This window comes from Rhodococcus sp. 008, from assembly GCF_001682295.1.
GTDB lineage: Bacteria > Actinomycetota > Actinomycetes > Mycobacteriales > Mycobacteriaceae > Rhodococcus_F > Rhodococcus_F qingshengii.
Genome location: NZ_CP012749.1, coordinates 4,725,073 through 4,750,270, shown reverse-complemented (window position 1 = coordinate 4,750,270; position 25,198 = coordinate 4,725,073). Strand labels below are relative to the sequence as shown.

General features: G+C 57.2%; 22 protein-coding genes. 20 read left to right on the top strand and 2 right to left on the bottom strand.

The window, feature by feature from the left end; genetic code table 11:
- Positions 1 to 41: 41 nt before the first annotated feature.
- From AOT96_RS22150 to AOT96_RS22110, 9 genes are all read left to right on the top strand, one after another.
- A complete protein-coding gene (locus AOT96_RS22150) occupies positions 42 to 1,148 on the top strand; it encodes an aromatic/alkene monooxygenase hydroxylase subunit beta (protein ID WP_065352315.1) in 1,107 nt (368 codons plus the stop codon).
- Positions 1,145 to 1,489 (top strand): propane 2-monooxygenase effector subunit MimD, encoded by a 345-nt coding sequence (mimD, locus tag AOT96_RS22145; RefSeq protein WP_064444318.1) that lies wholly within the window; start codon positions 1,145 to 1,147, stop codon positions 1,487 to 1,489. Before AOT96_RS22150 ends, mimD begins: the two co-directional genes overlap by 4 nt.
- Before the next feature lie 117 nt (positions 1,490 to 1,606).
- Positions 1,607 to 2,653, top strand: coding sequence for an amidohydrolase family protein (locus AOT96_RS22140; RefSeq protein WP_065352314.1), 1,047 nt, complete (start codon positions 1,607 to 1,609; stop codon positions 2,651 to 2,653).
- On the top strand, positions 2,650 to 3,390 hold the full coding sequence (locus tag AOT96_RS22135; protein WP_065352313.1) for an iron-sulfur cluster assembly protein: 741 nt from the start codon (positions 2,650 to 2,652) through the stop codon (positions 3,388 to 3,390). The genes AOT96_RS22140 and AOT96_RS22135 overlap by 4 nt, the downstream gene beginning before the upstream one ends.
- Positions 3,390 to 4,415 carry an NAD(P)-dependent alcohol dehydrogenase gene (locus tag AOT96_RS22130; RefSeq protein ID WP_065352312.1) on the top strand — a complete coding sequence of 342 codons (1,026 nt, stop codon included), beginning with the start codon at positions 3,390 to 3,392 and terminating at the stop codon, positions 4,413 to 4,415. The genes AOT96_RS22135 and AOT96_RS22130 overlap by 1 nt, the downstream gene beginning before the upstream one ends.
- A gap of 44 nt (positions 4,416 to 4,459) precedes the next feature.
- Positions 4,460 to 6,109, top strand: a complete 1,650-nt coding sequence (groL, locus tag AOT96_RS22125; RefSeq protein ID WP_064444314.1) for a chaperonin GroEL — start codon at positions 4,460 to 4,462, stop codon at positions 6,107 to 6,109.
- Positions 6,110 to 6,204: 95 nt separating this feature from the next.
- On the top strand, positions 6,205 to 6,531 hold the full coding sequence (locus AOT96_RS22120; RefSeq protein WP_065352311.1) for a putative quinol monooxygenase: 327 nt from the start codon (positions 6,205 to 6,207) through the stop codon (positions 6,529 to 6,531).
- Positions 6,532 to 7,009: 478 nt separating this feature from the next.
- Positions 7,010 to 8,767 (top strand): sigma-54-dependent Fis family transcriptional regulator, encoded by a 1,758-nt coding sequence (locus AOT96_RS22115; protein ID WP_065352310.1) that lies wholly within the window; start codon positions 7,010 to 7,012, stop codon positions 8,765 to 8,767.
- 223 nt (positions 8,768 to 8,990) lie between these two features.
- Positions 8,991 to 9,302 carry a hypothetical protein gene (locus AOT96_RS22110; RefSeq protein ID WP_065352309.1) on the top strand — a complete coding sequence of 104 codons (312 nt, stop codon included), beginning with the start codon at positions 8,991 to 8,993 and terminating at the stop codon, positions 9,300 to 9,302.
- A gap of 379 nt (positions 9,303 to 9,681) precedes the next feature.
- Here AOT96_RS22110 and AOT96_RS35375 read toward each other — a convergent pair whose 3' ends face one another.
- The gene (locus AOT96_RS35375; RefSeq protein ID WP_143173072.1) at positions 9,682 to 10,572 is read right to left on the bottom strand and encodes a hypothetical protein; all 891 of its coding nucleotides are present in this window, start codon (positions 10,570 to 10,572) and stop codon (positions 9,682 to 9,684) included.
- 14 nt (positions 10,573 to 10,586) lie between these two features.
- Entirely contained in the window at positions 10,587 to 12,791 is a 2,205-nt protein-coding gene (locus tag AOT96_RS22105; RefSeq protein WP_156778970.1) for a hypothetical protein, read from the bottom strand.
- A 683-nt stretch (positions 12,792 to 13,474) separates the two neighbouring features.
- On the opposite strand from AOT96_RS22105, the gene AOT96_RS22100 reads away from it, so the two are divergent.
- From AOT96_RS22100 to AOT96_RS22040, 11 genes are all read left to right on the top strand, one after another.
- Positions 13,475 to 14,935 carry a hypothetical protein gene (locus AOT96_RS22100; RefSeq protein WP_143173073.1) on the top strand — a complete coding sequence of 487 codons (1,461 nt, stop codon included), beginning with the start codon at positions 13,475 to 13,477 and terminating at the stop codon, positions 14,933 to 14,935.
- A gap of 230 nt (positions 14,936 to 15,165) precedes the next feature.
- The gene (locus tag AOT96_RS22095) at positions 15,166 to 16,053 is read left to right on the top strand and encodes a hypothetical protein (protein ID WP_143173074.1); all 888 of its coding nucleotides are present in this window, start codon (positions 15,166 to 15,168) and stop codon (positions 16,051 to 16,053) included.
- 5 nt (positions 16,054 to 16,058) lie between these two features.
- Positions 16,059 to 17,123 carry a hypothetical protein gene (locus tag AOT96_RS22090; protein WP_143173075.1) on the top strand — a complete coding sequence of 355 codons (1,065 nt, stop codon included), beginning with the start codon at positions 16,059 to 16,061 and terminating at the stop codon, positions 17,121 to 17,123.
- An 842-nt stretch (positions 17,124 to 17,965) separates the two neighbouring features.
- A complete protein-coding gene (locus tag AOT96_RS22080; RefSeq protein WP_065352303.1) occupies positions 17,966 to 18,508 on the top strand; it encodes a hypothetical protein in 543 nt (180 codons plus the stop codon).
- A complete protein-coding gene (locus AOT96_RS22075; RefSeq protein WP_065352302.1) occupies positions 18,505 to 18,705 on the top strand; it encodes a hypothetical protein in 201 nt (66 codons plus the stop codon). Before AOT96_RS22080 ends, AOT96_RS22075 begins: the two co-directional genes overlap by 4 nt.
- A 392-nt stretch (positions 18,706 to 19,097) precedes the next feature.
- Complete coding sequence (locus AOT96_RS22065; protein WP_065352300.1) at positions 19,098 to 21,281, top strand: type IV secretory system conjugative DNA transfer family protein; 2,184 nt, start codon at positions 19,098 to 19,100, stop codon at positions 21,279 to 21,281.
- A complete protein-coding gene (locus AOT96_RS22060) occupies positions 21,278 to 22,408 on the top strand; it encodes a replication-relaxation family protein (RefSeq protein ID WP_081377551.1) in 1,131 nt (376 codons plus the stop codon). The genes AOT96_RS22065 and AOT96_RS22060 overlap by 4 nt, the downstream gene beginning before the upstream one ends.
- Positions 22,405 to 23,475, top strand: coding sequence for a DNA-methyltransferase (locus AOT96_RS22055; protein WP_081377552.1), 1,071 nt, complete (start codon positions 22,405 to 22,407; stop codon positions 23,473 to 23,475). The genes AOT96_RS22060 and AOT96_RS22055 overlap by 4 nt, the downstream gene beginning before the upstream one ends.
- Positions 23,476 to 23,568: 93 nt before the next feature.
- Complete coding sequence (locus AOT96_RS22050) at positions 23,569 to 23,919, top strand: hypothetical protein (protein WP_065352299.1); 351 nt, start codon at positions 23,569 to 23,571, stop codon at positions 23,917 to 23,919.
- A gap of 129 nt (positions 23,920 to 24,048) precedes the next feature.
- Complete coding sequence (locus tag AOT96_RS22045; protein ID WP_143173076.1) at positions 24,049 to 24,687, top strand: antirestriction protein ArdA; 639 nt, start codon at positions 24,049 to 24,051, stop codon at positions 24,685 to 24,687.
- A gap of 115 nt (positions 24,688 to 24,802) precedes the next feature.
- Positions 24,803 to 25,183 (top strand): helix-turn-helix domain-containing protein, encoded by a 381-nt coding sequence (locus tag AOT96_RS22040; protein WP_065352298.1) that lies wholly within the window; start codon positions 24,803 to 24,805, stop codon positions 25,181 to 25,183.
- The last annotated feature ends 15 nt before the right edge of the window (positions 25,184 to 25,198 follow it).

Below are 25,198 nucleotides of genomic sequence, written 5' to 3'. Positions count from 1 at the left end.
ATTTCACACTCACAGTACGCACAGCGAGCGAGAGGGCAGACATGACCGCACCCACTGGAGCGAAGCAACGCAGCTTCCCCAAGATCGAATTCACCGATTCCGAAGCCGGAGCGCTGGAATTCCCCAGTTCGAAGAGTCGCACATACAGCTACTACACACCAGCCAAGCGTCGGGCGACGATGTACGAAGATGTGACAGTCGACGTACAGCCCGACCCCGACCGTCACCTGACGCAGGGCTGGATCTACGGCTTCGGTAACGGCCCCGGAGGCTATCCGCTGGAGTGGACAGTCGCGAAGTCCTCCAACTGGCACGAGTTCCTCGACCCCAACGAAGAATGGGATCAGACGATTTACCGCAACAACTCAGCAGTCGTACACCAGGTCGAGCTCTGTCTGAGCAACGCCAAAAGGGCTCGGGCCTACGACGGCTGGAATACCCCGTGGCTCAAGTTCATCGAGCGAAATCTCGGTGCGTGGATGCACGCGGAGAATGGTTTGGCGTTGCACGTGTTCACATCGATCCAACGATCAGGACCTACGAACATGATCAACACAGCAGTTGCTGTCAATGCCGCACACAAGATGCGGTTCGCGCAAGACCTTGCGCTGTTCAATCTCGACCTGTCCGAGGCCGACGTTCCGTTCGACGGCTCTGCGCATATGGACGTCTGGCAGAATGCCCCAGAATGGCAGCCGACCCGTGAGGTCGTCGAACAGCTGACAGCTACCCCTGATTGGTGCGAGTTGCTGTTTGCGACCAACATCGTCTTCGAACAGCTCATCGGTTCGCTTTTCCGTACCGAGCTGATGATGCAGATTTCCGCCCGCAACGGCGACTACATCACTCCGACCATCGTCGGTACCGGTGAGCACGACTACGACCGGGACCTGAACTACACTCGCGCTCTCTTCCAGCTCTTGACACGCGATCCCGAACACGGTGAATCCAACCGCGCGCTCTTCGGCGAATGGATGGCCGTGTGGGTGCCCAAGTGCCTCGATGCCGCTCGCGCCTTGCAGCCGATCTGGTCGCAGCCGGCGGACAAGGCCGTCACCTTCGCATCGAGTCTCGAAGCTGCCACCGCCAAGTTCACCGCACTGCTCGAATCCCTCGGCCTCGAGATTCCCAAGGAGTTGGCACGATGACCATGCAATTCGGATCGTCCACAGAATTTTCCAATATGTGCGGCGTGACCTTGATGAACACGCCCGTCGGACGGGTTGTCGCAGAGGTGATGGGCGCCAAGGACGGCGTCGAACTGACCGAGTATCCGTCGATGATTCGAGTCGATGGCACGAAACTCCTCTCCTTCGACTACGACGAACTGACCGACGCGCTCGGACAGGAATTCGACGGATCAGTGTTCGAAGAGATCAGCTCCACACACTACGGACGCATGGTCCACCTCGACGACAAGACAATGCTCTTCGCCAGCCCCGAGGATGCGGCCGAGTACATCGGATTCGACCTCGCCGAGCTCCCCTGACAGCTAGATAGATCGGTGGTGCCCGGGATCAAAGGACACCAGTCTCTTCGGAGGCTCCACCCCGGGCACCCCCAGTAGTTCGCAGCCCCGAATTCATCAGAATTGGAGATCGACACCATGTACGAGAAGAACGGCGAAAAATACTTCATCGTGGACGGTCACGTTCACTTGTGGGACGCACGTGAGAAGAACCAGAAGAACATTCACGGCAAGCAATTCATCGACTGCTTCTACGACTACCACAAGAACCTGAGCCCTGAGTCGGAGCTGTGGGACTACGAGACCTATCAGTACTACGGCGAGGATCGGCTCTACAAGGACCTGTTCGTCGACGGCTACGTCGACCACGCAATCTTCCAGGCAACCTTGCTCAGCGACTTCTACCACACGGGTTTCGGGCAGACCGAGGATGCGTTCGCCCTCACTCAGAAGCATCCAGACAAACTCACGTACAACCATGCATACGACCCGCGCTTCGAAGAAGCGGGCCTCGAACAACTCCGCAAGGATGCGGACCGCATGAACCTGCAGGGAGTCAAGCTCTACACAGCGGAGTGGCACGGTGACTCCCGCGGATACAAGCTCGACGACCCCTGGTCCAGGCGCTATCTAGAAGAGTGCATCACGCTCGGCATCAAGAACATTCACGTTCACAAGGGACCGACGATCCGTCCCCTCGACCGGGACGCATTCGACGTCTCCGACGTCGACAAGGTCGCCACCGACTACCTCGATCTGAAATTTGTCGTCGAACACGTCGGATTGCCCCGCCTCGAAGACTTCTGCTGGATCGCCACTCAGGAGTCGAACGTCTACGGGGGCCTCGCCGTCGCGCTTCCGTTCATCCACAGCCGACCGCGCTACTTCGCTCAGATCATCGGAGAGTTGCTCTACTGGCTGGGCGAGGACAAGATTCTCTTCGGCAGCGACTACGCCTTGTGGACGCCGAAGTGGCTAATCGAGCAGTTCGTTGATTTTCAGATCCCCGAAGACATGCAGTCCGAATATGCGCCGATCACCGTCGACCAGAAGCGAAAGATCCTGGGCGCGAACGCAGCAGCGTTGTACGGCATTGACGTCCCCGCCGAATTGCGCCCCGCAGGTCACCCCGGCCAGGAAGGTGTCGAGGTTGCTGCGGGAGCCAAGGAAGTCGTGAACTCATGAGCACCTTGACACTGTGCTCCACTGTCGACGTCATCGCTGCACTCGCCACGGTCGCCGACCCAGAACTCGACGAGCCGATCACAGACCTCGAATTCGTCAGATCCGTGGAGCTCAACGACGATGGAGTAGAAGTACACCTGCGTCTACCAACAGCCTTCTGTTCCCCGAACTTCGCCTACCTGATGGCATCGGACGCCGTGGACGCTCTTCGCACCATAGAAGGGATAGGACGAATTCGAGTCCTGCTCGACGACCATCACGACAGCGAGAAGATCAATGCCGGCCTCGCTGCGGATGCCGGTTACCGCGGCACATTCGGTTCCGAAGCAGACGAGAGTCTCGACGAGTTGCGGGAAACATTCCAACGCAAGGCACATATCGCGGCCGTCGAGCGTTCGATTGCTGCGCACCTCGCGCGAACAGGCGAGGGGATCGACCGCATTCCCACGCTCACCCTTCGCGATCTTCGAAACGAAAAACACACGATGGCGCTGCTTCGGCGGCGAATCGCTATCGGGCTCAGCATCTGCCCTAACAGTCGCGTATTCGTTGACGAAGGCGGTAAATCGATTCCGCACGAAGAGATCCCACTCAAACTCCGCTTCGCGAGGTCTGTCCGAATCTCGATCGAGGGGAACGCACACTTCTGCCGTGGCTTGCTCGCCACCCGCTACAGCACCACCGAGCCTGCCGGCCCGGTGCCGCACATCACCGATACAAGAACCAGGAGGCCGTAATGAAGGCAGTGCAGGTGGTGGGGTACCACTCGAAACTCGAACTGACGGAGATCCCCGAGCCCACAATCGATGGTCCATTCGACGTGATCGTCCGGATCGGCGGAGCGGGCGTGTGCCGAACCGACATCCACATCCTCGAAGGCCAGTGGGAGGAGAAGAGTGGCGTCACTTTGCCCTACACAATCGGACACGAGAACGCCGGCTGGGTTCACGCCGTCGGCAGCGCAGTGAACAACCTCGAAATCGGCGACAAAGTCATCCTGCATCCCCTGGTCACCTGCGGACTGTGCCGTGCCTGCCGATTCGGCGACGACGTCCACTGCGAGAACAGCGAATTTCCTGGTATCGACCGCAACGGCGGATATGCGGAGTACCTCCACACAACCGCCAGAAGCGTTGTGAAGATAGATGATTCTCTCGAACCTGCCGATATCGCAGCGCTCGCCGACGCCGGCCTGACGGCGTATCACGCTGCCGCGAAGGTCGCCCGCGATACCCGACCGGGCGATGCGTGTGTCGTGGTCGGAGCCGGCGGGTTGGGACACATCGGAATCCAGGTACTCAAAGCGATCTCCGGGGTCAAAGTCATTGTGCTCGACCGCAACCCAGACGCGATCGAACTCGCTGTGAAGATCGGGGCCGACCACGGAATCGTCGCGGACGGCAACCACGTCCAGAAAGTTCTGGAACTCACGGGCGGACACGGGGCGGAAGCAGTACTGGACTTCGTCGGTGAAGGTGGCGCCACACACGAAGGTATCGCCATGCTGCGCCGGGCAGGCAACTACTACGTCGTCGGCTACGGCGAGAACATCGACATCCCCACCATCGACATCATCTCGACCGAAATCAACTTCATCGGCAACCTTGTCGGCTCCTACAACGATCTCCAGGAGTTGATGACACTGGCAGCGAACGGACAGGTGTCGCTTCACACCACGAAGTACCCCCTGGAGAAGTTTCAACAAGCGCTCGACGATCTCGACGCGGGGCGTGTGCGAGGCCGAGCAATCCTCGTCCCCTAGGACCGCACCAGAAGTTCACCACATCGAATCGAAAGGATCACGTCATGGCCAAGGAACTGCGGTTCAACACCGAAGCACGCGCCCTACTGGAGCAGGGCGTCAACGCCCTCGCTGATGCAGTGAAGGTGACTCTGGGACCCAAGGGGCGCAACGCGGTGCTCGAAAAGCTCACTGGACCCCCCACCATCACAAACGACGGGGTCACCATCGCTCGGGAAATACAGCTCAGCAATCCCTTCGCCAACATGGGCGCTCAGTTGGTCAAAGAAGTCGCGATGAAAACCAATGGCGTCGTCGGAGACGGCACGACGACGGCGACGGTTCTTGCACAGGCCATGGTGCGCGAGGGACTCCGGGCGGTGGACGCCGGTGCCAACCCCATGCGGTTGAGACGTGGCATCGAAACGGCGGTCACGTCCGTCGTCGAGTCGCTACGCACGCAGGCAGTCGAGGTGGTCGGCAGCAACGACCTCCAACGGATCGCAACGCTTGCCGCGAGTGACGATGAAGCCATCGGCCAGTGCGTAGCCAAGGCCGTCGAATACGTCGGGAAATCAGGTGTCGTCACAACCGAGGAGAGCGAGACCCTGGGGATGTCGGTCGCCGTAGTCGACGGCATCGAGTTCGATCACGGATTCATTTCCGGGTACATGATCACCGACCCCGAACGTGCCGAGGCGGTACATGACAATCCGGTCATTCTGTTAACCAACAAAAAGATCAACCAGGTCCAAGACATCATGCCCAGCGTCGAGGCAGCCAAGCGCGCAGATCGCCCGCTCGTCGTGGTGGCCGAGGATGTCGACGGGCCTGCACTGCAGTTACTCGTCGGTGGCAACATGCACAAGACAATGCAGTCCGTCGTCGTCCGTGCGCCAGGATTCGGCCACCGCAGGGTCGCTGAACTACAGGACCTTGCAATTGCACTGGGTGGTCAAGTAATCGCCAAGGACACTGGCCTCGAGCTATCCGACGTTTCGATCGAACAGTTGGGTTCGTGTGACCGAATCACCGTCACCGAAAACTCCACCACCATTGTCGGGGGTCGCGGGGACCAGAGTTTGCTAGACGCACGCGTCGCTCAACTCGAAGCCCAATTCGAACGATCGAAGATCGACGGAGATCGAGACAGCCTCGAACAACGAATCGCACGTCTAACTGGACGCGTCGCTGTGGTCCGAGTTGGTGGAGCCACAAGTGTCGAGCTCAAGGAGCGAATGCTTCGTGTCGAAGACGCTCTAGCTGCGGCCAGAGCAGCCTTGGAATCTGGCATCGTTTCTGGCGGCGGTACCGCCTTGGCCCAGTCCCACCGCGTGCTCGGGGAACTTGAATTGACAGGTGATCAAGCAATAGGACGCGACGTCGTTCGCAAGGCTCTGACCGAACCACTTCGATGGATTGCCATCAACGCTGGCTTCGAAGGCGATGACGTCGTCGATGTCGTGACCGGACTACCGCTCGGCCATGGGTTCAACGCCCTCACAGGCGAATACGGAGACATGTTCGACGACGGTGTCATCGATCCGTTTAAGGTGACACGAGCAGCCCTTGAAAGCGCAGCGTCGATAGCAGCGCTACTCATCACAACCGAAACCGCCGTCGTGGAGGAAGTCTACGGGCATCCTGGGGCAATCATAGCGCCAGGATTCGGGGATCTCGCGGAAGGAATGGTTCGCCCGTCGAATATCTACTAAATTCAGACAGGTTTGCCGCGCGCCAATTTCTATCTCGGGGTTGGTGTCAATTCATCTCTGACATCGACCCCGAGAACTCACCGTAGGGAAAACTGATGATTTTCATCGTAGTCAAATTTAAGGTTCTTGAACAACACATCCATAAATGGTTAGACGCCACGAAGAAGTTTACTGAAAGCACTAGAAGGGAGCCGGGAAATCTGTGGTTCGACTGGAGCATAAATACCGAAAATCCGGACGAGTTCATACTCATCGAAGCTTTCACTGACAGGCAGGCAGGATCAGACCATGTCACTTCTGAGCATTTTCGCGAAGGACTAGATTCCATGCGTCCGCTTCTGAGCGAGACACCCAAGATCATGCATTGCGAAATCGATCAGGGGGGGTGGTCAGATATGGGAGAATTGCAAGTCCAGGCTTGATAGTGAAGACGGACCCGTCTCGCGCCGCTTGGAATTGTCTACAAAGACCTAATTGCACTGGAAGGGTATCGGACAGAATTCTCCAGAACACGGTAAGCAGGATAACTCACTCATCACAGAGATGATTGTTGATATACCTGAGCGCCACAAACGAGACTTCAAATCTCAGAACCAGTAGGAGTCCACAACAAGTGAACACGAGAACTGCAAGGAAGCGTGCGGCAAGTTCACCCGCATCATCTGTAGATTCCAATCCAGGAAAGCTAACCGATCACGATCTAAGCGTAGTCCTTCGAGTCCTAACGGGATCACCGACGGTTCCTGCCGTAGGCGCAGAACTGCGCGATGACGCCAGCCGAACGGGCTTCCCGACTCAGGTCAACTAAGATTGGTCCGTGAGCTTCCACCTGCACAGGCATCGATGTATGCGTGGGCGACCGACACATCGAGAACTGACACAAGGCTGATAGGCGGAGGAATGAAGAGACAATTATCCGTCCGGGATATACGCAAAGCGCGCGAGAAGTTCTTCACCGATCAGGAATTGGACGATTCGGTCCGAGATCCGATCTGCTTCTCCTGGGAGCGATCGAAATCATTGAACATTCAACCAGATGTATTGAATCTACCGTTTGTTCGCGAACCAGATTTGGAGAGCCCACTTGTTTTCGCGGCCGCGCCTGTTCTTCACCAACTCGCCGAAGGCCTCGTCGACGAGCCTGTATCTGTAATCCTCACCTCCGCCGACGGAGTCGTCTTGAGCAGGGTCGCCGGAAGTAGCCAACTCCTCAGAACACTCGACAGCCTCAACCTGGCACCGGGCTTCAGCTATCTGGAGGAATTCGCCGGCACAAACGGTATCGGGACGGCACTGGAAACTCGTCAGCCCACCCTAGTTTCCGGCGCAGAGCATTATGTCGAAAGCTTGGGCGGTCTCATGTGTGCCGGAGTGCCAATCATCCATCCTGTCTCCAGCCTCGTCGTGGGCGTTCTCGATGTGACCGGCTGGGTCGAAGATGGAGCACCGCTGCTGGTCACCTTGGCGCGATCCGCTACTGCTCAGATCGAAGGACGGCTGCTCTCGGATTCGAGCAGAGAACAGACCGCATTGCTCAACGCGTACCTGAAAGTGTGCAGAAGATCGCCGAACGTGGGTGTATTGGCGTTAGGGGACGACGTCATTCTTCTCAACAAAAAACTGCGCCTTGCCCTAGACCCCCAAGACCAAGCCGCATTGATCGAGCACGCTACGGAACTGAGCAGCACACCGGACAAGGGCCGCCACCTACTGACTCTGCCGAGCGGGCAGACGGCACGACTCGCCTCAATCACGGACGGAAACCTACCGACTCGGCGCGGATTGGCTGTCTACCACGCATACCTGAGTGACCTGGCCGCGCCCGCGATTACATCCGGGAGCGCAATAGCGTTTCCAGGCATCGTCGGAGACAGCGCCTCATGGCGGCGTAGCACCCAACAGATCGCGCACTGCGTTAGGCAACGAGAATGGGTGGCCGCCGCGGGCGAGGCCGGTAGCGGGCGGTTTTCGATCCTCAAAGCATCTGCAATTCAACATATCTCAACACACACGAAATTCTTCTCAGCTGTCGAATTGATCAACAGCGAGGATGGGCTCCAATCTCTGGAGTTAGAACTCGAACAGGACGGCTTCAGTCTGATCATTCGCAATATCGATTTGCTACCTGATTCGCACCAACGAGTTATCGCAGGGATGATTCAAGGGCGTGAGCATGCGGGTTGGATCGGAGTGACTGTCGGAACGGACTCCGGAAATCGCACAAGCGACGCACTGATCCTCCCCTTCTTCGGCCACACGGTGCATGTACCAGCACTTCGCCATCGTATCGAGGACCTACACAAGCTGATTCCCTTTATTCTCCGGCAAGTCAATCGGGGGCAGGACCTTGTCCTCTCCCCGGCCGCAGTCCGGCAACTTACCAAGTACAGCTGGCCCGGCAACGTCGCACAACTGCGGGAGATCCTTCAGGAAGTAGTTCACAAGCAACGATCAGGCACAGTTGAAGTCGACAAACTGCCACCCGCGTGCAGGGCACTTAGCCGCCGGACGCTGTCGCCCATCGAAGCACTCAAACGCGACGCCATCATTCGAAGCCTTGAGGAAACCGGAGGCGATAAACAGGCGACGGCGGACGCCCTTGGAATGTCCCGGGCGACCATCTATCGGAAGATACGCGAATTCGGCATCAATCTGTAGCTCTGCCAATGCAATTCACCGCAGCCCACGAAGGCCAAGTAAGCCCCCGGCATGTTTGATGCGGGCGTGTAGCCGCAGTGAGTCGGAGCCCAAGATTAGATGACCGAAAGGGAACTTCTCGCAGGGCAAGGTCGGCACTCCCCGTCGATCTTGTCGGCCTCCGCTACCTCGATGACCGACCCGGTTCAAAAGTCCACGAAATTGGAATGACACGAAGATCAGAATGAACCTGGCTCCTCTACGTGAGGAGGAAGGGCGCGAGTTACCTGCGGTGTCCGTGCTGACGGCTCGTTACGGATACCACGTCAAGCCGACGACTGTCTATCGCAGGTTGACCGCCGTGTCCGATATCCGCAAGTACCGAGCGACCACGGAGAAACCGGGTGAGACGTCGGTCTGGTACATCAACCCCGCGAGCGGATTCAGCGGAAGCACGCGGGAAGCATTCGAACTCGTCCAGTTCAGCGTCGACGGCGAGGATCAGTCAATACGATGCAGTTCACCGAGAATGTGGTCAGACATACACAGTCAATGATCGCAAAGACGCCCTCGGCAGATTGGAATACTGAAACTGCCGCATCACTGAGATGAGCTTTATGCCATTCATCTCCAGCGGTAAAAAACTGGAAACTTCCAGATGTCGCCGATGGTCCCTGAGAAGACCGTTGGGCTCGGCTTCGAGGGCTGGCCAGAGTGATTGCTGTATGAGCCATAGACGGTGATGACATGAATCCCTGGTCCAATCGGACCCTGCCGAAGGCTTCAATCTTCAGGTGATGCAAAACGAGAACTTGCATGATTCATTGCATGACAAGAGCTATGATACACGCACAAGATTCTCGAGAGTTGGATATACAACAACCGAGGAGGTGACCATCTCGCCAGCCCTAAATCAATAAATTCATTTCCGGGATTCACGCACCACGTTCGGAATGATACAGATATTTTAGCAAATTAAAATCGCACCAGATCTCGTAATTGATTATCGCCTTATCCGCCTCCGAAAGATTGCTAAGATTAACAGCTTGAACAAATTTTCTTTTAAAATATGTTGACGACAAATCGGCCGAAGAATCTAACAATAGCCAAATAAGACGCAATACAATGCCAACTCGGGTTGCGCAAACTGCGATCAATTTAAACTCCTCGAAGACGTACGATCGAGAAGAATAGCCGTCAATTAGTCCGTCGTTAATCTTCAAAGGTGGATAAAAATCAACTAATGAGGGAATCCCGTCCAATTCAATCACGATATTGACCGGCTTAATATCTGCACCAACCATTAGAATTGGTAACCTATATCCACATAAGCTCAGGAATTCTTGAGACTCATCAAATTCACTGAGCCGATTAAGAATTGATCCAAACACCTCAAATTTGTACTCCAATCCAAGCCTCGGGGTCCGCCACATATGATCTAGGGATTCTCCCGATATGTATCCTTCAAGACTCCAAAGTTGAGCCTCGCCCGATGTTTCAACTACATGACTTGAGTAAAGCTCAGCTTTGCGAATAGGAAGCGAGCCCAGAATAGAATAATATTCTTCGAAATTCAATCTCAAAAACTTCGCTTCATCAAGGGTCAGACCACGACCGATTCCCAACCGCTTTAGGAGAATCGGACCAGGCCAAAAGTCGAAACGATCAGTGTGAGCATTCAGACTTCCAATCGACAATGACGAGTTGACGCCTTTCATCTCAAGGTCGACAAACCCTCCTTCCCATACTGATAAGAAAAGATCGTGCAGGTGAGGAGAACCTGCACGGGACATGGGCGCTAAATCAATTTTGGCTCTTCGACTCATCTGATACAATGTTATCACCATTCTGGCGAAATAGTATTAATTTCCAGACTATCGAGAGAGTTCTGTTGCACGAAGGTCTCGATATGGTTTCCGATTGTATCGAGAAGCTTTCCGAAGGATTCTTCCGCAGCATATTCTCCTCGTCCAGCTATCACGATAAGTTCTTCTTCGACCTGCAGTGTTGTCACCTGAACCCAGTTAGCTCGCTTCAATCCAGCCTCCACGAGCCGTAGACGTCCTCGCTGCGTTGTGTGCCCCTGGTACATCACCATGATGTCGGCGCGCTCAGCTGACAGTTCAACCAATGTCTTTCTGCCGTCATCTAGGGAACCAAACAAAAGCTCAAGCAGTTCGGAGTGAGGCGGATCAAGTCCGATCACATCGAATTTTCGTTCGATTATCGGGTCAGTCGAGTCGAGCACTCTCCTTGCATCCGCCTTGAGCCACAATCCGTAGTCACCTGCCTCCAAGCCCACAGAAGACGCAGCAACATACAGATCGACCGACACTACATCAAATTTCCCGCCAAGTAGACGGTGCGCTACCCCGCTTCCAGCAAAAAGGTCCAAGACTCGAACCTTCTGCTGCTCTATTGGCCCTTGCAAAGCCTGTGCTGTAGCAAACAGTGCGAGGGCGTGGGCTACCGACGGACCGATAGTTTCCGACTCCGCATAACTAACCAATTTATTCATCTGCAGGACTTTTAAGAATTTTCCGATGAGCGATTTATCAGAAACCAAATGCTCATGGGCGTCAATCGATTTCATAGGTGCCGCTTGTATTGAGTCAACGATGTTTTCATTGTCGCTATCAACATTCGGGCGTACATCAATCCGGAGACGATCAGGTACGGAATCTTCTCCTAACCATCTCAGATTCCGACGCTTGAGACCGATTAATACACCTTCAAGGATGCGTTCAATCTTCTGAAAATTGTAACCTCCGTCACGGAAGAGGAAGGCCGTGGCTTTCGCACCAGCCGCGTCTACTGGCATGACAAGAGTTCTTCTGGTTTTTCCTGTCCGACTACTCTTATGAATAAGCTCGTAAAGCTTGGCCGCATCAACGGTTATATCAGGCTTGGTGCGACTTGTGTATTTACCCTCCAAATCCACTGAGGCCATAACCTCATTCGCCGTGGATGCTATATCACGCGCAATTGCCGCCTGGAGGTAGCGACCTCCGTACACCGTACTCGCACATTTCGTGGCAAGCTCTTTCAGCAGATCCCTTAATTCGCTACGCGGTACTGCTTCTGAAACTTTGAAGTACACGCTGTTTTGGGGTCCATAATGACTGCCGCGCAATTCCTCGGGAACTAGGTTATTGTATCGATTCTCAATTAACCAACGCAACGATGGAAGCTGATGTTTCAAGTCCCGCCTATAGAGCATAACCCTATCGGAATTGAGCCACGCGAGAACGACGGCTTGGTCATTGACCCCGGAAGAATCACAAACTGCGTCCAGGATCTCTAATTTACGTGCGGGAGCATCAGCACCGTTCACAGATACCTCAAGGAAGTCTTTGTTCGGCGATTTTAGATCGACCGTTGCATAATCAGTGAGGTTATCTTCGGGTATATACTCATCGACGATCCGATCGAGTAGATCTTCAAGCTCGAAGGAAGATTCAAGCGAACCCCATGCCGAATCTGAATTCTTCGCAATCCACTGATTCAGGGAAGATATCAGACGGTCATCTTCGGGACTGTCTCGCGGTATTGTCGCCACACTATATAACGTCGCTCTCAACAGTCTTTTCTCATCAGAGTTTAAGAGAATTCCCAGCTCTTCGTCGGTAATAATATCGTCTGGAGGAATCATTATAGATTCGGTCAGAAGATCTCGTTCCGGCGTAGAAACACGCTCCAGGAATGAGCTAAACCCGTCCGGCCATCGGTGAGACCAAATAGACAACCTTCGACAAGCCGTCCGAATATCCTGAAGCTTCTTCATCGCCATATCCGAATCAACGTCGAGAAAGGTAATTCCGAATAGGACCACAGTTTTCTCAGCGATGTCAGGTAACGCTACCAGGTTATCTGCTTCACTTTGCCAGAAAGTCTCGGATGTGCTTCGCGGTGGAAGTGGTCGGACGGACACCAGCGTACGCACGCCGTGTCGACGCCGAAGCAACCTCGCCAAGACTGTTGCACCAAGCCCCCCTGCCAGTTTCCCGTCGTGGACAATCACGATGTCGGTGTCGGTATCAAACATGCCCATGCAAACCCTCGTCTCTGCGCAGCTTCTCGTACCTGACCAGATCCTACGTGCTGATAATAGGTTTGCCACACGAAATGGGAGTTTTCAATCGGTCCAACCGTCCTGTACCGGCGGATCGCATAAAGAGCCCACAGTATCGGAGAGGATTCCTGTTTTGATCGCTCGTCTTCGTCCACCTTCCTGCCAACCACGCGCCTTCTGGTGAAACTCGACTGAAGAGCGACGCTTGATATGCCGTAGCGCAGTCTTAACCGACTAGCTAAGAGAAAAACCTGGACGATCCACGAGAAGATGCCAGCAGGTGACCTTGTTCGTATCGACAACATTGGCCATCGGGGTGCGCCAGCTTGCAAGACATTTCGCAGTGATTGAACTGCGCAACGGCCGGAGCATCCGGCGCTGACGAGGCGGAGCGGTCGGAGGCCGATAAAGAATGACTCTACTTGCGCACTCCCGATGCAGAACCTCACTGTTTTTTGTTCTATCCGCACGCTCCGACTGCACCACAGCAAAACGCGAGCTGGACTGCATCAAGCGGATACCCGACGTCACCAACTTCGTGCGATACTTGAGCTGTTACGGCGCAGCGTCGCAGATGAGACGCGCCAGTTCTTGTTAAATCCGCAGAATTACGAGGGCAGGTATTGAAAGAACGGTACATTCAGGACCAGCTAGGCATGACGGGCGCAGAGGTCGCCTCCCGTCAAATTCGCGAGAACGGTGGATGGCAACATTGGCCACAAGAAAAGACGTCGGTCCTCGGAACTTCAAGTGCACTTCGGATCCTGCGATTGACTGGTGTTGCCTCACCAAGCGTCTTGGCTGATGGCATCGGCTACCTCAACCGGGGCATACCCGACCATTATGGCCCTATCACCGCGCGAGGCCGGGGGAAACACCCGCATACATTGGCCTTCGGATTGTGGGGCCTGTCGACGGCGAACGAAGGACTTTCAGTTGAAACCTTGGCCACCGGACGTTTCTGCCTGAACGAGCTAACAGTCCTTATGCAAACTAACGGCATCGTGGAATCAGCGAAGCGAGGACGCGTATCCGTCTATCTCACTGCAATGACAATTACCGCTCTGAGCGCATGGTTTCGGACCCTGTCGTTCCCACACCCAAGTTTGCCAGCCTCCGAAGTAGAAGACCAGCTCGTCCTCACACGTTCACTGCTGATCGTCGGGATCACGGGAATCCTTCGTCATGCCCGACTAGACGGTAAATGGGGCTGGTGGCCCGAGCGATCTGACGCTCGCGACAAAAACAGCAGTATGACCGCGCGTTGTGTCATCGCCCTCCACGACGCTCAGACCGTTCCCGGTCTCGAGCTACCCGATACGTGGCAAGCCGGGCCATTACTTAACCCCACGACCATCAAACTCAACGACTTCATCCAAAGTTGCACCCTCTTGCTGCTGCATCGCGCCGAGAAATGGATGAAGCTTTCTGAACCGAACCGAGATGTCGGATACCGCGCCCGCTGGTATCACTTGAGCTACGCGACGTGCCTGTACGCGTGCCTGCTAGCCACAGATCCGGCCACCGGACTACCCGTCCATCCGAACCACGGGGGCAGGCTCGACGATGCGTGGAGCCACCTCGCGGAGTTGCGGCTTCACGAAGAGCGTCTGTGGCGCGATCCCACCTTCACCTCGCAGATGCCATCAATGCACGGAAACCTGTACGTCGCCATGGCCTATACGAAGCGTCTCGACAATCTTCGTGCACGCCAGCTCGTGGCCGGACGATATCGTGCGGCGGACGACCGAATCCTGAACGCGATACACATCGAGCCGCAGCCTCAACGCGTCACGGTTGGGTTGTCGACGAGCGATGAACACTCAGTCATTTTGTCGGGGAAGCCATTCACCCGACTTGCGTGGATCCTTCGGAATCTGGATGACAGTGGCTCGATTTCGAACGCCGCACTGTACGAGCAGTTCCCGGAGCTCAACAACGACAACATCGCTCGCGCTATTGCGCTGATCAACGGGCCTATCAGGAATGCCACGGACGGAACCATCCGACAGTTGTTGGTTGGTTTGCGGAATGTCGGCGAACCCGGATATCGCATCGTCGAGTTTCCGCATTCAATCACCTTCGAGGAACCAGATCGTTCAGCCGTGGTTCCGTAGCCAGATTTGTCATCGGCACCGACGCGCTTTCATCGGTTTGTCATGCAGAAAGCCGGATCGGCGCGGCACTCGGCCGATAACAGTTTCCTGGTTGGCGACTTGTCATTCTCCAGGTGGCGTCCCTCCGCTCACTTGTCATCGCAAGTTCATTGCAGTACTTCTTTGACCGATCTTCAATGACAGCGAAATGTATGTTCCACGGCCACAACGTATCCCAATAGTCGCACCGAGTGACTACCGAGCGTGACCGGGAACGGATCAATGCAACAGTGAACAGTCAGAGCCAAACCTCCACACCTTCGAAAAATTTGTGTAAGTGCACGTTTGAGGTCGCCACCGCTGTCAGCGCACTTGCTGTCTTGATGTGTGCTTGCGGTCCCACAGCTGGCCCCTTGCTCGACTCACATGAGGCCGATACCAAAGCAATCTTGGCGAATTGCCCTGCGGGACGGAGTGTCGATTCTCGCGCTTCGCTCGACATGTCAGCGAGCCGAATCAAACAGCCGCTTTCGGCCCATGAGAGTGAGACGCTGCGCGCCACGGTCCGTCGCACTGTCATCTGCGGTGGGGTAGTCGAGATCTCCGCATTCTTCGGCTCAGTTGCCTCAACTGTGCCGCTCTATTCCGGCAAGCTTCAGCTCGATGGTGCCACCGACAACGCGCGTCTACGTCGTGAGCCCGAACTCACAGACTCTGTCATGGAGACGGTCGAGACGAACCTGACCCAGTTGCAGTTTGAGCCAAGCGACGGCTCGACAGGCGGCACCGACATCCTCGGACAGCTCGGTCAATCTGCAGAATTCCAGAGACAACTCGATCCCGTCGGCGACACGAGCAACCTGAGCGTCCTTCTCGTCACTGACGGCGAAGACAATGCCACGTTGCACTTCAGCGACCCGGCCCTATCTCGCGAGCAGGCCGTAGCTATGGCTGATGAAGTGGCCGTTCCCGATCTATCGGGTGCATCCGTGACCTTCATAGGCGTCGGCAAGACCAGCAATGGCGCTATTGCAGAGACCACGTATGTCGATGCACTCAAGGCCGCGTGGACTCGGGTCTGCGAGCGCACCGGCGCCACCCAATGCAGCGTTGTCACCGACCCTGCGAACGGACAGTGATCAACATGGCGAACCTGAATCTGCGAAAAGCTTCGGCAACCGATCATCTTTCAAACGCACGCTCGAATCGGCTCATCCCGGTCGACAACGCGTCCGCTATCCCTCGTCCGCCGACAATCGGCGACACGTACGGCGAACTGGCGTGGGACGCACAAAGCGTCGCACAGGAGCATCTGTTCAAATCTGAAGCCGAACGGATATCCCGTGTCGATTCGGCACGTCACAGCGCTCTCTCACCGTATGCCAACGAATCGGGCCATCTCATTGCTGAGAACCGAAGTGTCGTGTCCGAGGCGCGCAAGCGCTTCCTACTGACTGGGGCGGCGCTGTCACCATGGCGTCGTCGGAAAGGGTCCGGTTGGGGTTACAGATTGCGGGCATGTGCACTATGCGTCGGTGAAGTAATGGGACCGGCAAACGCCGCGATCATCTTCGGCGACATCCCAGCACTCGCGATTCTTCAGGCAGTTTCGGCCGGTACGGCAACGATAACGGCTGGGCTCACCGGCGCCGAGTTCAAACACCTCCACTTGTCAGCCGAACGGAAGCGGGAGAAACCCGAGGACGTTTCGGGCGATTTGATGCCGTACCAACACTTGTTCGACGGTAGCGGTCTCAGGGCTCGTCGGTACGCCACAATTGCGCTGGCCAGCGGCTTGACGGTCGGGTTGCTCGTTGCCAGCGCGATTTTCAGCCTCCGGGCCGCTCTCGATGGGAGTGCCGTCGGCGTCGCGTTTGGATCACTCGCCCTCGCTGTCACGGTCGCATCATTCATCAACTCGTATTGCCATGCAGACCCGGTCAGTGACCTAATCGACGAAGCGCACGGTCAGTATCGCAAGGAACTTCGCGCACACCGCCGACTGACTGCCCGCCCGTTGCTCCTGTTCGTTGGGCGCGCTAAAGAACGGTCACGGTCAATTACTGCGGAACAGCACCATCGCGGGGATGCAGCCAGCTCCCATCTCACCGCGCTGTCGTACGAATCGCTGACCGGCAGTCCCGATGTCGTCGGCCACGGTCCCGCAGCGCCTGCAATCGGTCGCCGAATTCGGAAGGCAGACCAGTGAGCGACCACAAACTCCAGCGTGTCCGCCTTCTGAACCCACGCGTCATCGGCCACGGACAGCCCATCAGCACGACAACCGATCGAAACCAGCGCGCCGCTACATTCGCACTCGGTGAGGCAGGTTCATGCCCCGACCGTCCATCTCTGACCGTGATCATTGCCGACGACTCGGCAAGTATCACCGCTCAGTCTGGGCATGACCCACTCGCACAGCGATATTCGGAGGCCAAGCAAGCAATAGATCACATCGGCAGGTCATGTAACTGCCGCCAGGAGTTCGTCGCGATCATCCACTTCGATCAGCCCTCCCCGCTCGATGTGCCGCCCCAACGGCTCCACCGGCGCGGCCGGCTGCGACTTCGCTCCGGGCTCCGTTCGACGGGGTCGCGCGGATCGAGTGATCTCTCACCGGCATTCGCCAAAGCTGAGCGTCTAGCAACGCAGTTTCGAAGCTTCAGCATTGGGATCGTCGTCATGACGGACTTTCTTCTAACGGACCGCGATCCATCAGAAGTCCTGGGTCGACTCGTCTCCTTCGAGGGCCACGTTCATGCCGTCGCATTGAATGCAGAACCCCCGCAGACTTTGAAAACTGCTCCCCATGTGAGCATCTCGATGATCACGCAGAATTCCGAGCCTGGCGCGACTGCGCGCGCCATATTTGAATCCATGACGTCGAATCGCGCTATGGCCACCGCTCATCAAGACCAGGAGCAGTAGCGGACCACCAAGCCGCCAGACATCCAGCGCACTGTTGGAGCGCCGTCCCACCGCTCTGACGCCAAAGCAACGCCCAATTCTTCACCATTCAACCTTGCCAACACATAGGAAGGTCTATTCAGTATGCCCATTCCAAAGACGATTCCTCCGGTTCTCCGCATCCAGATTGATGAGGCTCGCGAAATTCTGAGCTCCTTCATAGATTTCCACGCAGAACAGACCGCCGAAGCAATCGGGTTCCGCTTCGTCCCGACGCAGGATGCTCCCACCACGTACTCCGCGCTGTGCACGGCATTCGAGCGCAGCATCCAAACTAAGGAACCGCTGCCCATTTCCAACCAGAACAGCGGATCGGTGCTGTTCACCTCGCCTGAGGTGAACATCGCCCACCGCTTCGTCCACGATGTTCACCACTGCCTGCTGAGGCTGAGCTTCGACCTCGTTGACGAGCTAGAACTGGCGATCTGGCACTTGGACCAGTTGGAGCGCAGCGGTTACGCTCGAAATTCTCTGCCATGGAAACTGTTTCACGCCGACCTCATCGGGCAGATACAGATCAATGCGCTCGCCAATCGATTTCCTGCGGATCAACGTTCGTTCGGCATCAACTGCGCCGTCATGGGTCTCGAACGCGGGGTTCTGCACGAACTGCGAAACCCGTCATGACTGACGCCAACCCGAAGTCCTGGTTCGACCGCGCCATCAGCGGGTGCCTGAGCATCCTCGTCGCAGCTATCGCTCTGTACTTCGCCGTCGCGCTCATCGAGGCGATCTGGCCGTATCTCGTGTCGGCTTTCGCAGTCGCGTCCGTCGTCGTGGTAGCCATTCAGATCATCCGCGCCCGCCGCGAAAATCGCTGGTAATTGATCACCCCTACGTCTCGAATCAGCCCCGTCCAATCGGTGTTGTGATTTTTACAAACTCTATTGTTCGTTGAATACGTTCAACGTTAAATAGAAGACACCGGGCGTTCAATCAATTCAACGACCCGAAGAATTCATCCGCACTATCAAAAACTCTAATTCACAGGAGGGCACAGCTATGTCACGAACCTATCGACACAACGACAAAGAAAAGAGAAAGAACGACTACCGAAAAGGCGGACGACCGCGAAAGGATCGCAACATCTCAGTCCGCGGCATTCGCCGCGATACCCCGGATCTCCAGCGCCTCAGCCGTGCCGTCATAGCTTTGGCGCTGGCCGAGGCCGAACGCGAAGCCGCCAATGACGATTCCAGAGCGAAGGAGCCCCGAGATGACTAACCCCTCACCAGCATTGCCCCTCGGCTCGTTGTTGTGGCAGGAGATCTTCTGGCCCGCGCCGCTAAGTCGAGAGCCCATTCTCGGTCTGCTCCGCAGCTGGGCATCTCAAGTCCATGCCCCTCAGATCATCGTCGAAGCTCGTGCCGACCGCCACGGCATTCAGTATCTTGTCGGCTCCCAGCTCCGTCATCATCAAGCGCTTCGCCGCGACATCGAACAACTCGTCCCCGGCACCGTCGTCACCAGTTACCCGGATGTCCGCGCCCCCATCACGACGGCAAGACGACTGCAGCTTCACAATCAGGTCGCCCTCGCCACCGGGCACCCTGAGGCGTCGACCCGAGCCATCCTGTCTGCTCTCACCAGCGTCCGACGAACCGAGAAGCTCACGCTTCAGATTGTTCTCGGGCCGAGGCTCACGCCACGCTTTCCCACTGGCGAAATCGCAAAGATTGACCAGTCCGTCACCTCTCGCGCCCTCACAGGAGTCCTACCTGAAAAACGAACTGCCGCAGCAACCGAAGTCAAACGAAAACTCGCCCAACACGGCTTCGTCGCAATCCTCCGTCTCGGTGTTCACGCAGACAATCCGGAACGCAGGCGAAGCCTACTGCTCGCCGCGACATCGGCAATATCGACAGTCGCGGGGCCTGGCGTCCGTGCGACTTTCTCACCCGAAAAGGCCGCGCGTCTCAATTCGCCATCACCCCAGTGGTCGATGTGGACTCGTGGACAACGCATTTCCATCGAGGAACTACCGATCCTCACCGGCTGGCCTGTCGCCGACGCCGCTTCCACTCCATACCCCGGGCAACCACCAGCCCATCCAAAACAGCTCCGCCCGAAAGCCGTTGCTGGCGAGGATGATCGGATCATTGGAGACACCACCGCTCCGGGCACCGATGGGCAACTCGGCATCAGCGAAAAGGATAGTCGTCAACATCTTTGGATTCTCGGGCCGACCGGAACCGGCAAGAGCAGCCTGCTTCAGTCCCTCATCGTGCAAGACCTGCAGGCTGGACGCCCCATTGTCGTCATCGAGCCGAAAGACCTCATCCACGAACTGCTCTCGACAATCCCAAAACACCGACGCGACGATATCGTCGTACTCGACCCGCTCGACGATGCACCAGTAGGCATCAATCCGTTGCAGTCATACGGCCGCTCCCCGGAAGCCGTCGCCGACCATGTGTTCAGCGTCTTCCTCGCGATCCACGGCGAAAGTCTCGGCCCGAGGTCTTCTGACATCCTGCGGAACAGCCTCCACGCTCTCGCCACCCGTGACGACGCCAGCCTCGTCATGCTTCCGCTACTGCTGACAAACCCGGCCTTCCGCCGCAGCGTCACCCGCGATATCTCGAAGGCCGATCCCATTGCGGCCGGGCCGTTCTGGCAGTGGTTCGATCAGCTCTCCCCCGAGAGCGCCGCGCAAATCTGTGCACCGCTGCTCAACAAGATCAGACCACTCCTGTCGCCGCACCTTCGCGGTGTGCTCGGACAACAGCAACCACGCTTCAACATCCGGCAGGTTCTGCAGGAGAACAAGGTACTCCTCGTTCCACTTCAGAAGGGTGTCATCGGACCAGAATCAGCCGAACTACTCGGCGCTCTGGTTGTCGCCGAACTCTGGCAAGCGCTGCGGGAGCGTGCCTCGATTCCTCCCAAGGACCGCACCACTGTGACCGTCGTCCTCGATGAGGTGCAGGAATTTCTGAGACTCCCCACGGACGTCTCGGATGCACTCGCCATGTCCAGGTCGCTGGGCGGATCATTCCACCTCGCCCATCAATTCATCGACCAGCTGCCACCAGGGATGCGCACCGCTTTCGCCGCAAACGCGAGAAGCCGCATAGCCTTCCAACTCACCGCAGCGGACGCCAAAACGATGACGGCCGGACAATCCGATCTGACTCCCAGTGACTTCACCGCACTGCCCGTATTCCACATCTACGCCTCGCTCGTGAAAGACGGAGCCGTCCAGCCTTGGGCATCTGGTGTCACGCTGCCACCGCCGCGATCGACCAGCAATCCCGATTCAATCCGGCGCCGCAGCCGCGAGCAATTCGGCCGCCCCATCGCCGAAGTCGAGGCCGGCTTCCTGTCGGTTCTCGACCAATCGTCAAGTGTCACCGACGAACCCATCGGCGGCATTCGCAGAAGGAGGACAACACCATGAACGAGTCAGCGCCCAAACGAGCCACCCTGCTCCCTACAGCCGCCCACACGATGGGGCCATCGAACCACCCCGACAACTCAATTCCATTTCAGCCTATACCAGTCGACAATGCCCCGGTAGTCCGTCCCACCGCCCGACCAACCGCCCCCGGCACCGAATCCGCGCCCGCCCTGGTCATCGCCCCAGATTCCGATTTACGGGCGGCGAATGATGGTGCCCATTCGGGCACCACAGTCCCCGCGAATGACCACCCACGTCTCGATCCAGCGCCAAAGCACCCGACACACACTGCACCCCAGCGAATCTCCCAAAAACAGATTCTTCGGCTACTTGGTCGCCTCAGCGACCGTGACTGGCAGATCATCATTAGCATCGAACAATTTCGATTCCTCGCTGCATCGCATATCCAAGCCCTTCACTTCCCTGACCACTCCACCAAACCCGCCGCAGCACGTGCCGCACGCCGGGCCCTCACCCGACTGGCTCAGTGGAGGGTGATCGGCACGTTGCCCCGTGACATCGGTGGAATGCGCTCAGGGAGCACCGGAAACGTCTACTACATCGACGAGGTGGGTGACCGCCTCCGGCGGCAACAGGACCCCGACCGTCCACGCCGGCGCTACCAAGAACCGTCTACCCGATTCCTCTCGCACACCCTCGCCATCGCAAACACCGTCACGACCCTCGTCAGCGCCACCAACTCCCCGGGGCCGTCACTGGTTCGCTACGAACTTGAACCAGCCGCCTGGCGGCGTTACCGAAACTTCAGCGGCGGATCGGTCGTCCTCAAGCCAGATATCTACCTTGAGTCCGCGGTGAGCCCGGAGCACGACGACGTCGCAGCGTTCTTCCTTGAGATCGATCTCGGCGGCGAGAGTCTGACCACCCTGCTTCGCAAATGCCTTGCCTACGAGCAATACCGGCGAAGCGGAATCGAGCAGGACCAGTACGGAGCATTCCCCTATGTCATCTGGACGATGAGCGCGCGAACGCCAGAGATCGCATCGAGACGACAGGAAGCACTCGCCAATGCGATCTCACGCCACCCACAGCTCCCCGACGAACTCTTCATCATCACCGCCCCGGCCGAACTGCCGACCCTCATCATGAAAGGAGGTACCCCATGACCCAACCCCCAACAACAGCGTTGCTCCCCCATCCGAGCCCTCCGCCACCTCGGCAGGCGGCCCCACTGCCCGGCTCGATACTTATCGGAGACGCGGCTACTAAACTCGCCTCCGTCGCGGACGCCAGTATCGATATGACGCTCACCTCTCCGCCCTACTTCCGGCTTCGTGACTATGAGAACGAACGCCAGCTCGGACTCGAATCCCACGTCGACGACTGGGTTCACGCCCTTCTCCCAGCGTTGCGTCAGATCTCCCGCGTCCTCGTCCCAACCGGCACCCTCTGGCTCAATCTCGGAGATACCTACGCCACGAACCCAACCCACGGAGCACCAACCAAGAGCCTTGTCCTCGCTCCCGAACGACTGGCGCTAGCCCTAGTCGAGGAAGGTTGGATTCTGCGAAACAAGATCGTCTGGGCCAAAAAGAACCCCATGCCAACAAGCGTGGGAGATCGACTCGCCTGCACCTACGAAGTGGTCTACGTGTTCGCCCGTCACACCCGCTACTACTTTGACCTCGATTCGATCCGCGAGCCTCACCGCAGTCATCCGCCGAATTCCTCCGGGCCTCCCACTGGCAGACCACCAGGTCACCGCGAGTCCTGGCGCGGCTCGAACGCCGGCAGTGTCAGCGGTCTTCACGCCGTCAAACGAGATGGCCGAGTCGGACATCCTCTGGGTAAGAACCCAGGCGATGTCTGGCCAATCGCGACGAGCCGAGGACACGGTGCACACCACGCGGCCTATCCACTCGAACTCGCCCGCCGTGCGATCCAGGCTGGTTGCCCTGAAAAGCGCTGTAGTGGCTGCCAGCTTCCCTGGACACGTCCAATAATTCGCGCGCTGGGACACAAAGCAATACGGCAAAGTTTGCAACCGACGTGCGACTGCCAACTCCCCGGTGAGCCCGGCATCGTGCTCGATCCATTTCTCGGGTCCGGCACCACCGCGGTTGCGGCTGAGAGCCTGAGGCGCAGATGGATGGGGTGTGAACTCAATCCAACCTTCGCAGCCGATGCTCGAAGTCGAATCACCAAGGCACGCCAATCGGATTCCGCCGCATAACCTCCTGCACCCCGACAACCTCGTCGGTCACCTGTGGCCGGTTCCCGAACGTCAATCGACGTTTGCCGGTCACACCACACCGAGGAGGTTGCCATGACGGCACCCGAGGACGGCACCAGCCGCCCAACCACCACCAACGGAAACGGCGCGGTCAAAACCCTCGCCATCCGATTGGAACCCGATGTCCACGCACAGCTGAGCCTCATCGCTCAGCTTCGCGGCTCCACGATCACCGATGAGATCAAGAACGCGCTGGCAGCCCATATGGAGGCAGCCAAGCACGCCGACGATCTCATGGCCCGCGCTGATGAAGCGCTCGCCGACATCGAACGTGACGCCGCAGCACGCAGGGACGCGCTCTCAACGCTGTTCGCCACCCCGGAGAGCACCAAAACGCGCCCCCGCACCGCCCGAAAGGACACGGGCTCAAGCCCTGGCACCTGACCAGGCAACGGTGTGCCAGCAGATGGCAGTTCGAACCACTTCTCAGCTGAGGGAGGTTCGCTGCCGCTGCTGGCCCACCAGCAACACCCTCACCCCAATCAACTCACGAAACGAAGGGAGGACACAAAGATGAACAACGACAAACACTTGGATACAACACCTTTCGACCCGAAAGAGCTAGAACTGCCCCGTTCGACTGAGCACTCCACCAACCACGAAATTGCGCCCGGAGATCTACCCAGGATCTACGTCGCATCACTTAGCGACTACAACAATGGCCATCTCCACGGGACGTGGCTCGCTGCCACCGACAGTCCTGAGGATCTTCAGGCAGCGATCAGCGCCATGCTGGCCAAATCCAGGCAACCAGATGCAGAGGAGTTCGCAATCCACGATTTCGACGGATTCGGCGATCTGCAACTGTCCGAATATGAATCGCTCGAACGGGTGAGCCGCCTGGCACAAGGCATCGCGGAGTACGGTCACGCCTTTGCCGCATGGGCCGACTTACACATCGACGACGATTCCCAGTGGGACCGCTTCGAAGAAGCCTACTTCGGCTACTACGACTCACTCGATGACTACGCCGAACAGCTTGCCGACGACCTCGGCTACACGAAGTTACTCAGCGACACAATCCCTGAGTATCTGAAGCCCTACACAAGCTTTGACTCGGAGCAATTTGGTCGCGATATCCACGACAGCGGCGATATTTCGATCTCAGACGCATCGCACGGCGGAATTTGGATATTCGACGGACGGATGTAGCTAAGCCTTACCGGAATCGCGCAATGGACGGCAGCAATAAGTGTTGTAGAAATAACCAATCCATTGAACGAATTGAACGAAAGAATTAGAATAGGAACGAAAAGGAACCCTATTCATGAATCAAGAGCAATCCCGAAAACTAGCTCGAATGCTGCGCTCACGTCGAGAAGAACTCGGCCTATCCGCCAGCCAATTAGCCAGGCGGGCCAACGTCGCTGTAGGCACCGTCACCCGCATTGAGCTCGCGCAGATCCCTGCACCGAAGGTCGAAAGCCTTCGCTCAATCGCGGATGCGCTCGACTTGCCGATCACCGACCTTCTTGCGACAGCAGCACTCCTTCGCGACGACGAATTGCCAACAATGCCGGTCTATCTCAAATTGAAGTATCGCGACATGTCACCCGAAACCGTCGCAGAAATCAACCGCTACGTCGAGAGCATCATGTCCCGGCACGAGCATGCAGCCGCCGGACCAACTGGCGGCGAAGACGAATAAGGAACCACCACAAAA

Excerpts from the sequence above, each read along its gene's own strand:
- AOT96_RS22060 (WP_081377551.1), top strand. The coding sequence starts at position 21,278 with ATGAACGAGTCAGCGCCCAAACGAGCCACCCTGCTCCCTACAGCCGCC.
- AOT96_RS22120 (WP_065352311.1), top strand. The coding sequence starts at position 6,205 with ATGATTTTCATCGTAGTCAAATTTAAGGTTCTTGAACAACACATCCAT.
- AOT96_RS22105 (WP_156778970.1), bottom strand. The coding sequence starts at position 12,791 with ATGTTTGATACCGACACCGACATCGTGATTGTCCACGACGGGAAACTG.
- AOT96_RS35375 (WP_143173072.1), bottom strand. The coding sequence starts at position 10,572 with ATGAGTCGAAGAGCCAAAATTGATTTAGCGCCCATGTCCCGTGCAGGT.
- AOT96_RS22115 (WP_065352310.1), top strand. The coding sequence starts at position 7,010 with ATGAAGAGACAATTATCCGTCCGGGATATACGCAAAGCGCGCGAGAAG.
- AOT96_RS22110 (WP_065352309.1), top strand. The coding sequence starts at position 8,991 with ATGAACCTGGCTCCTCTACGTGAGGAGGAAGGGCGCGAGTTACCTGCG.
- AOT96_RS22080 (WP_065352303.1), top strand. The coding sequence starts at position 17,966 with ATGCCCATTCCAAAGACGATTCCTCCGGTTCTCCGCATCCAGATTGAT.
- AOT96_RS22050 (WP_065352299.1), top strand. The coding sequence starts at position 23,569 with ATGACGGCACCCGAGGACGGCACCAGCCGCCCAACCACCACCAACGGA.
- AOT96_RS22055 (WP_081377552.1), top strand. The coding sequence starts at position 22,405 with ATGACCCAACCCCCAACAACAGCGTTGCTCCCCCATCCGAGCCCTCCG.
- AOT96_RS22065 (WP_065352300.1), top strand. The coding sequence starts at position 19,098 with ATGACTAACCCCTCACCAGCATTGCCCCTCGGCTCGTTGTTGTGGCAG.
- mimD (WP_064444318.1), top strand. The coding sequence starts at position 1,145 with ATGACCATGCAATTCGGATCGTCCACAGAATTTTCCAATATGTGCGGC.
- AOT96_RS22135 (WP_065352313.1), top strand. The coding sequence starts at position 2,650 with ATGAGCACCTTGACACTGTGCTCCACTGTCGACGTCATCGCTGCACTC.
- AOT96_RS22040 (WP_065352298.1), top strand. The coding sequence starts at position 24,803 with ATGAATCAAGAGCAATCCCGAAAACTAGCTCGAATGCTGCGCTCACGT.
- AOT96_RS22140 (WP_065352314.1), top strand. The coding sequence starts at position 1,607 with ATGTACGAGAAGAACGGCGAAAAATACTTCATCGTGGACGGTCACGTT.
- AOT96_RS22045 (WP_143173076.1), top strand. The coding sequence starts at position 24,049 with ATGAACAACGACAAACACTTGGATACAACACCTTTCGACCCGAAAGAG.
- groL (WP_064444314.1), top strand. The coding sequence starts at position 4,460 with ATGGCCAAGGAACTGCGGTTCAACACCGAAGCACGCGCCCTACTGGAG.
- AOT96_RS22075 (WP_065352302.1), top strand. The coding sequence starts at position 18,505 with ATGACTGACGCCAACCCGAAGTCCTGGTTCGACCGCGCCATCAGCGGG.
- AOT96_RS22130 (WP_065352312.1), top strand. The coding sequence starts at position 3,390 with ATGAAGGCAGTGCAGGTGGTGGGGTACCACTCGAAACTCGAACTGACG.
- AOT96_RS22090 (WP_143173075.1), top strand. The coding sequence starts at position 16,059 with ATGGCGAACCTGAATCTGCGAAAAGCTTCGGCAACCGATCATCTTTCA.
- AOT96_RS22100 (WP_143173073.1), top strand. The coding sequence starts at position 13,475 with ATGACGGGCGCAGAGGTCGCCTCCCGTCAAATTCGCGAGAACGGTGGA.
- AOT96_RS22150 (WP_065352315.1), top strand. The coding sequence starts at position 42 with ATGACCGCACCCACTGGAGCGAAGCAACGCAGCTTCCCCAAGATCGAA.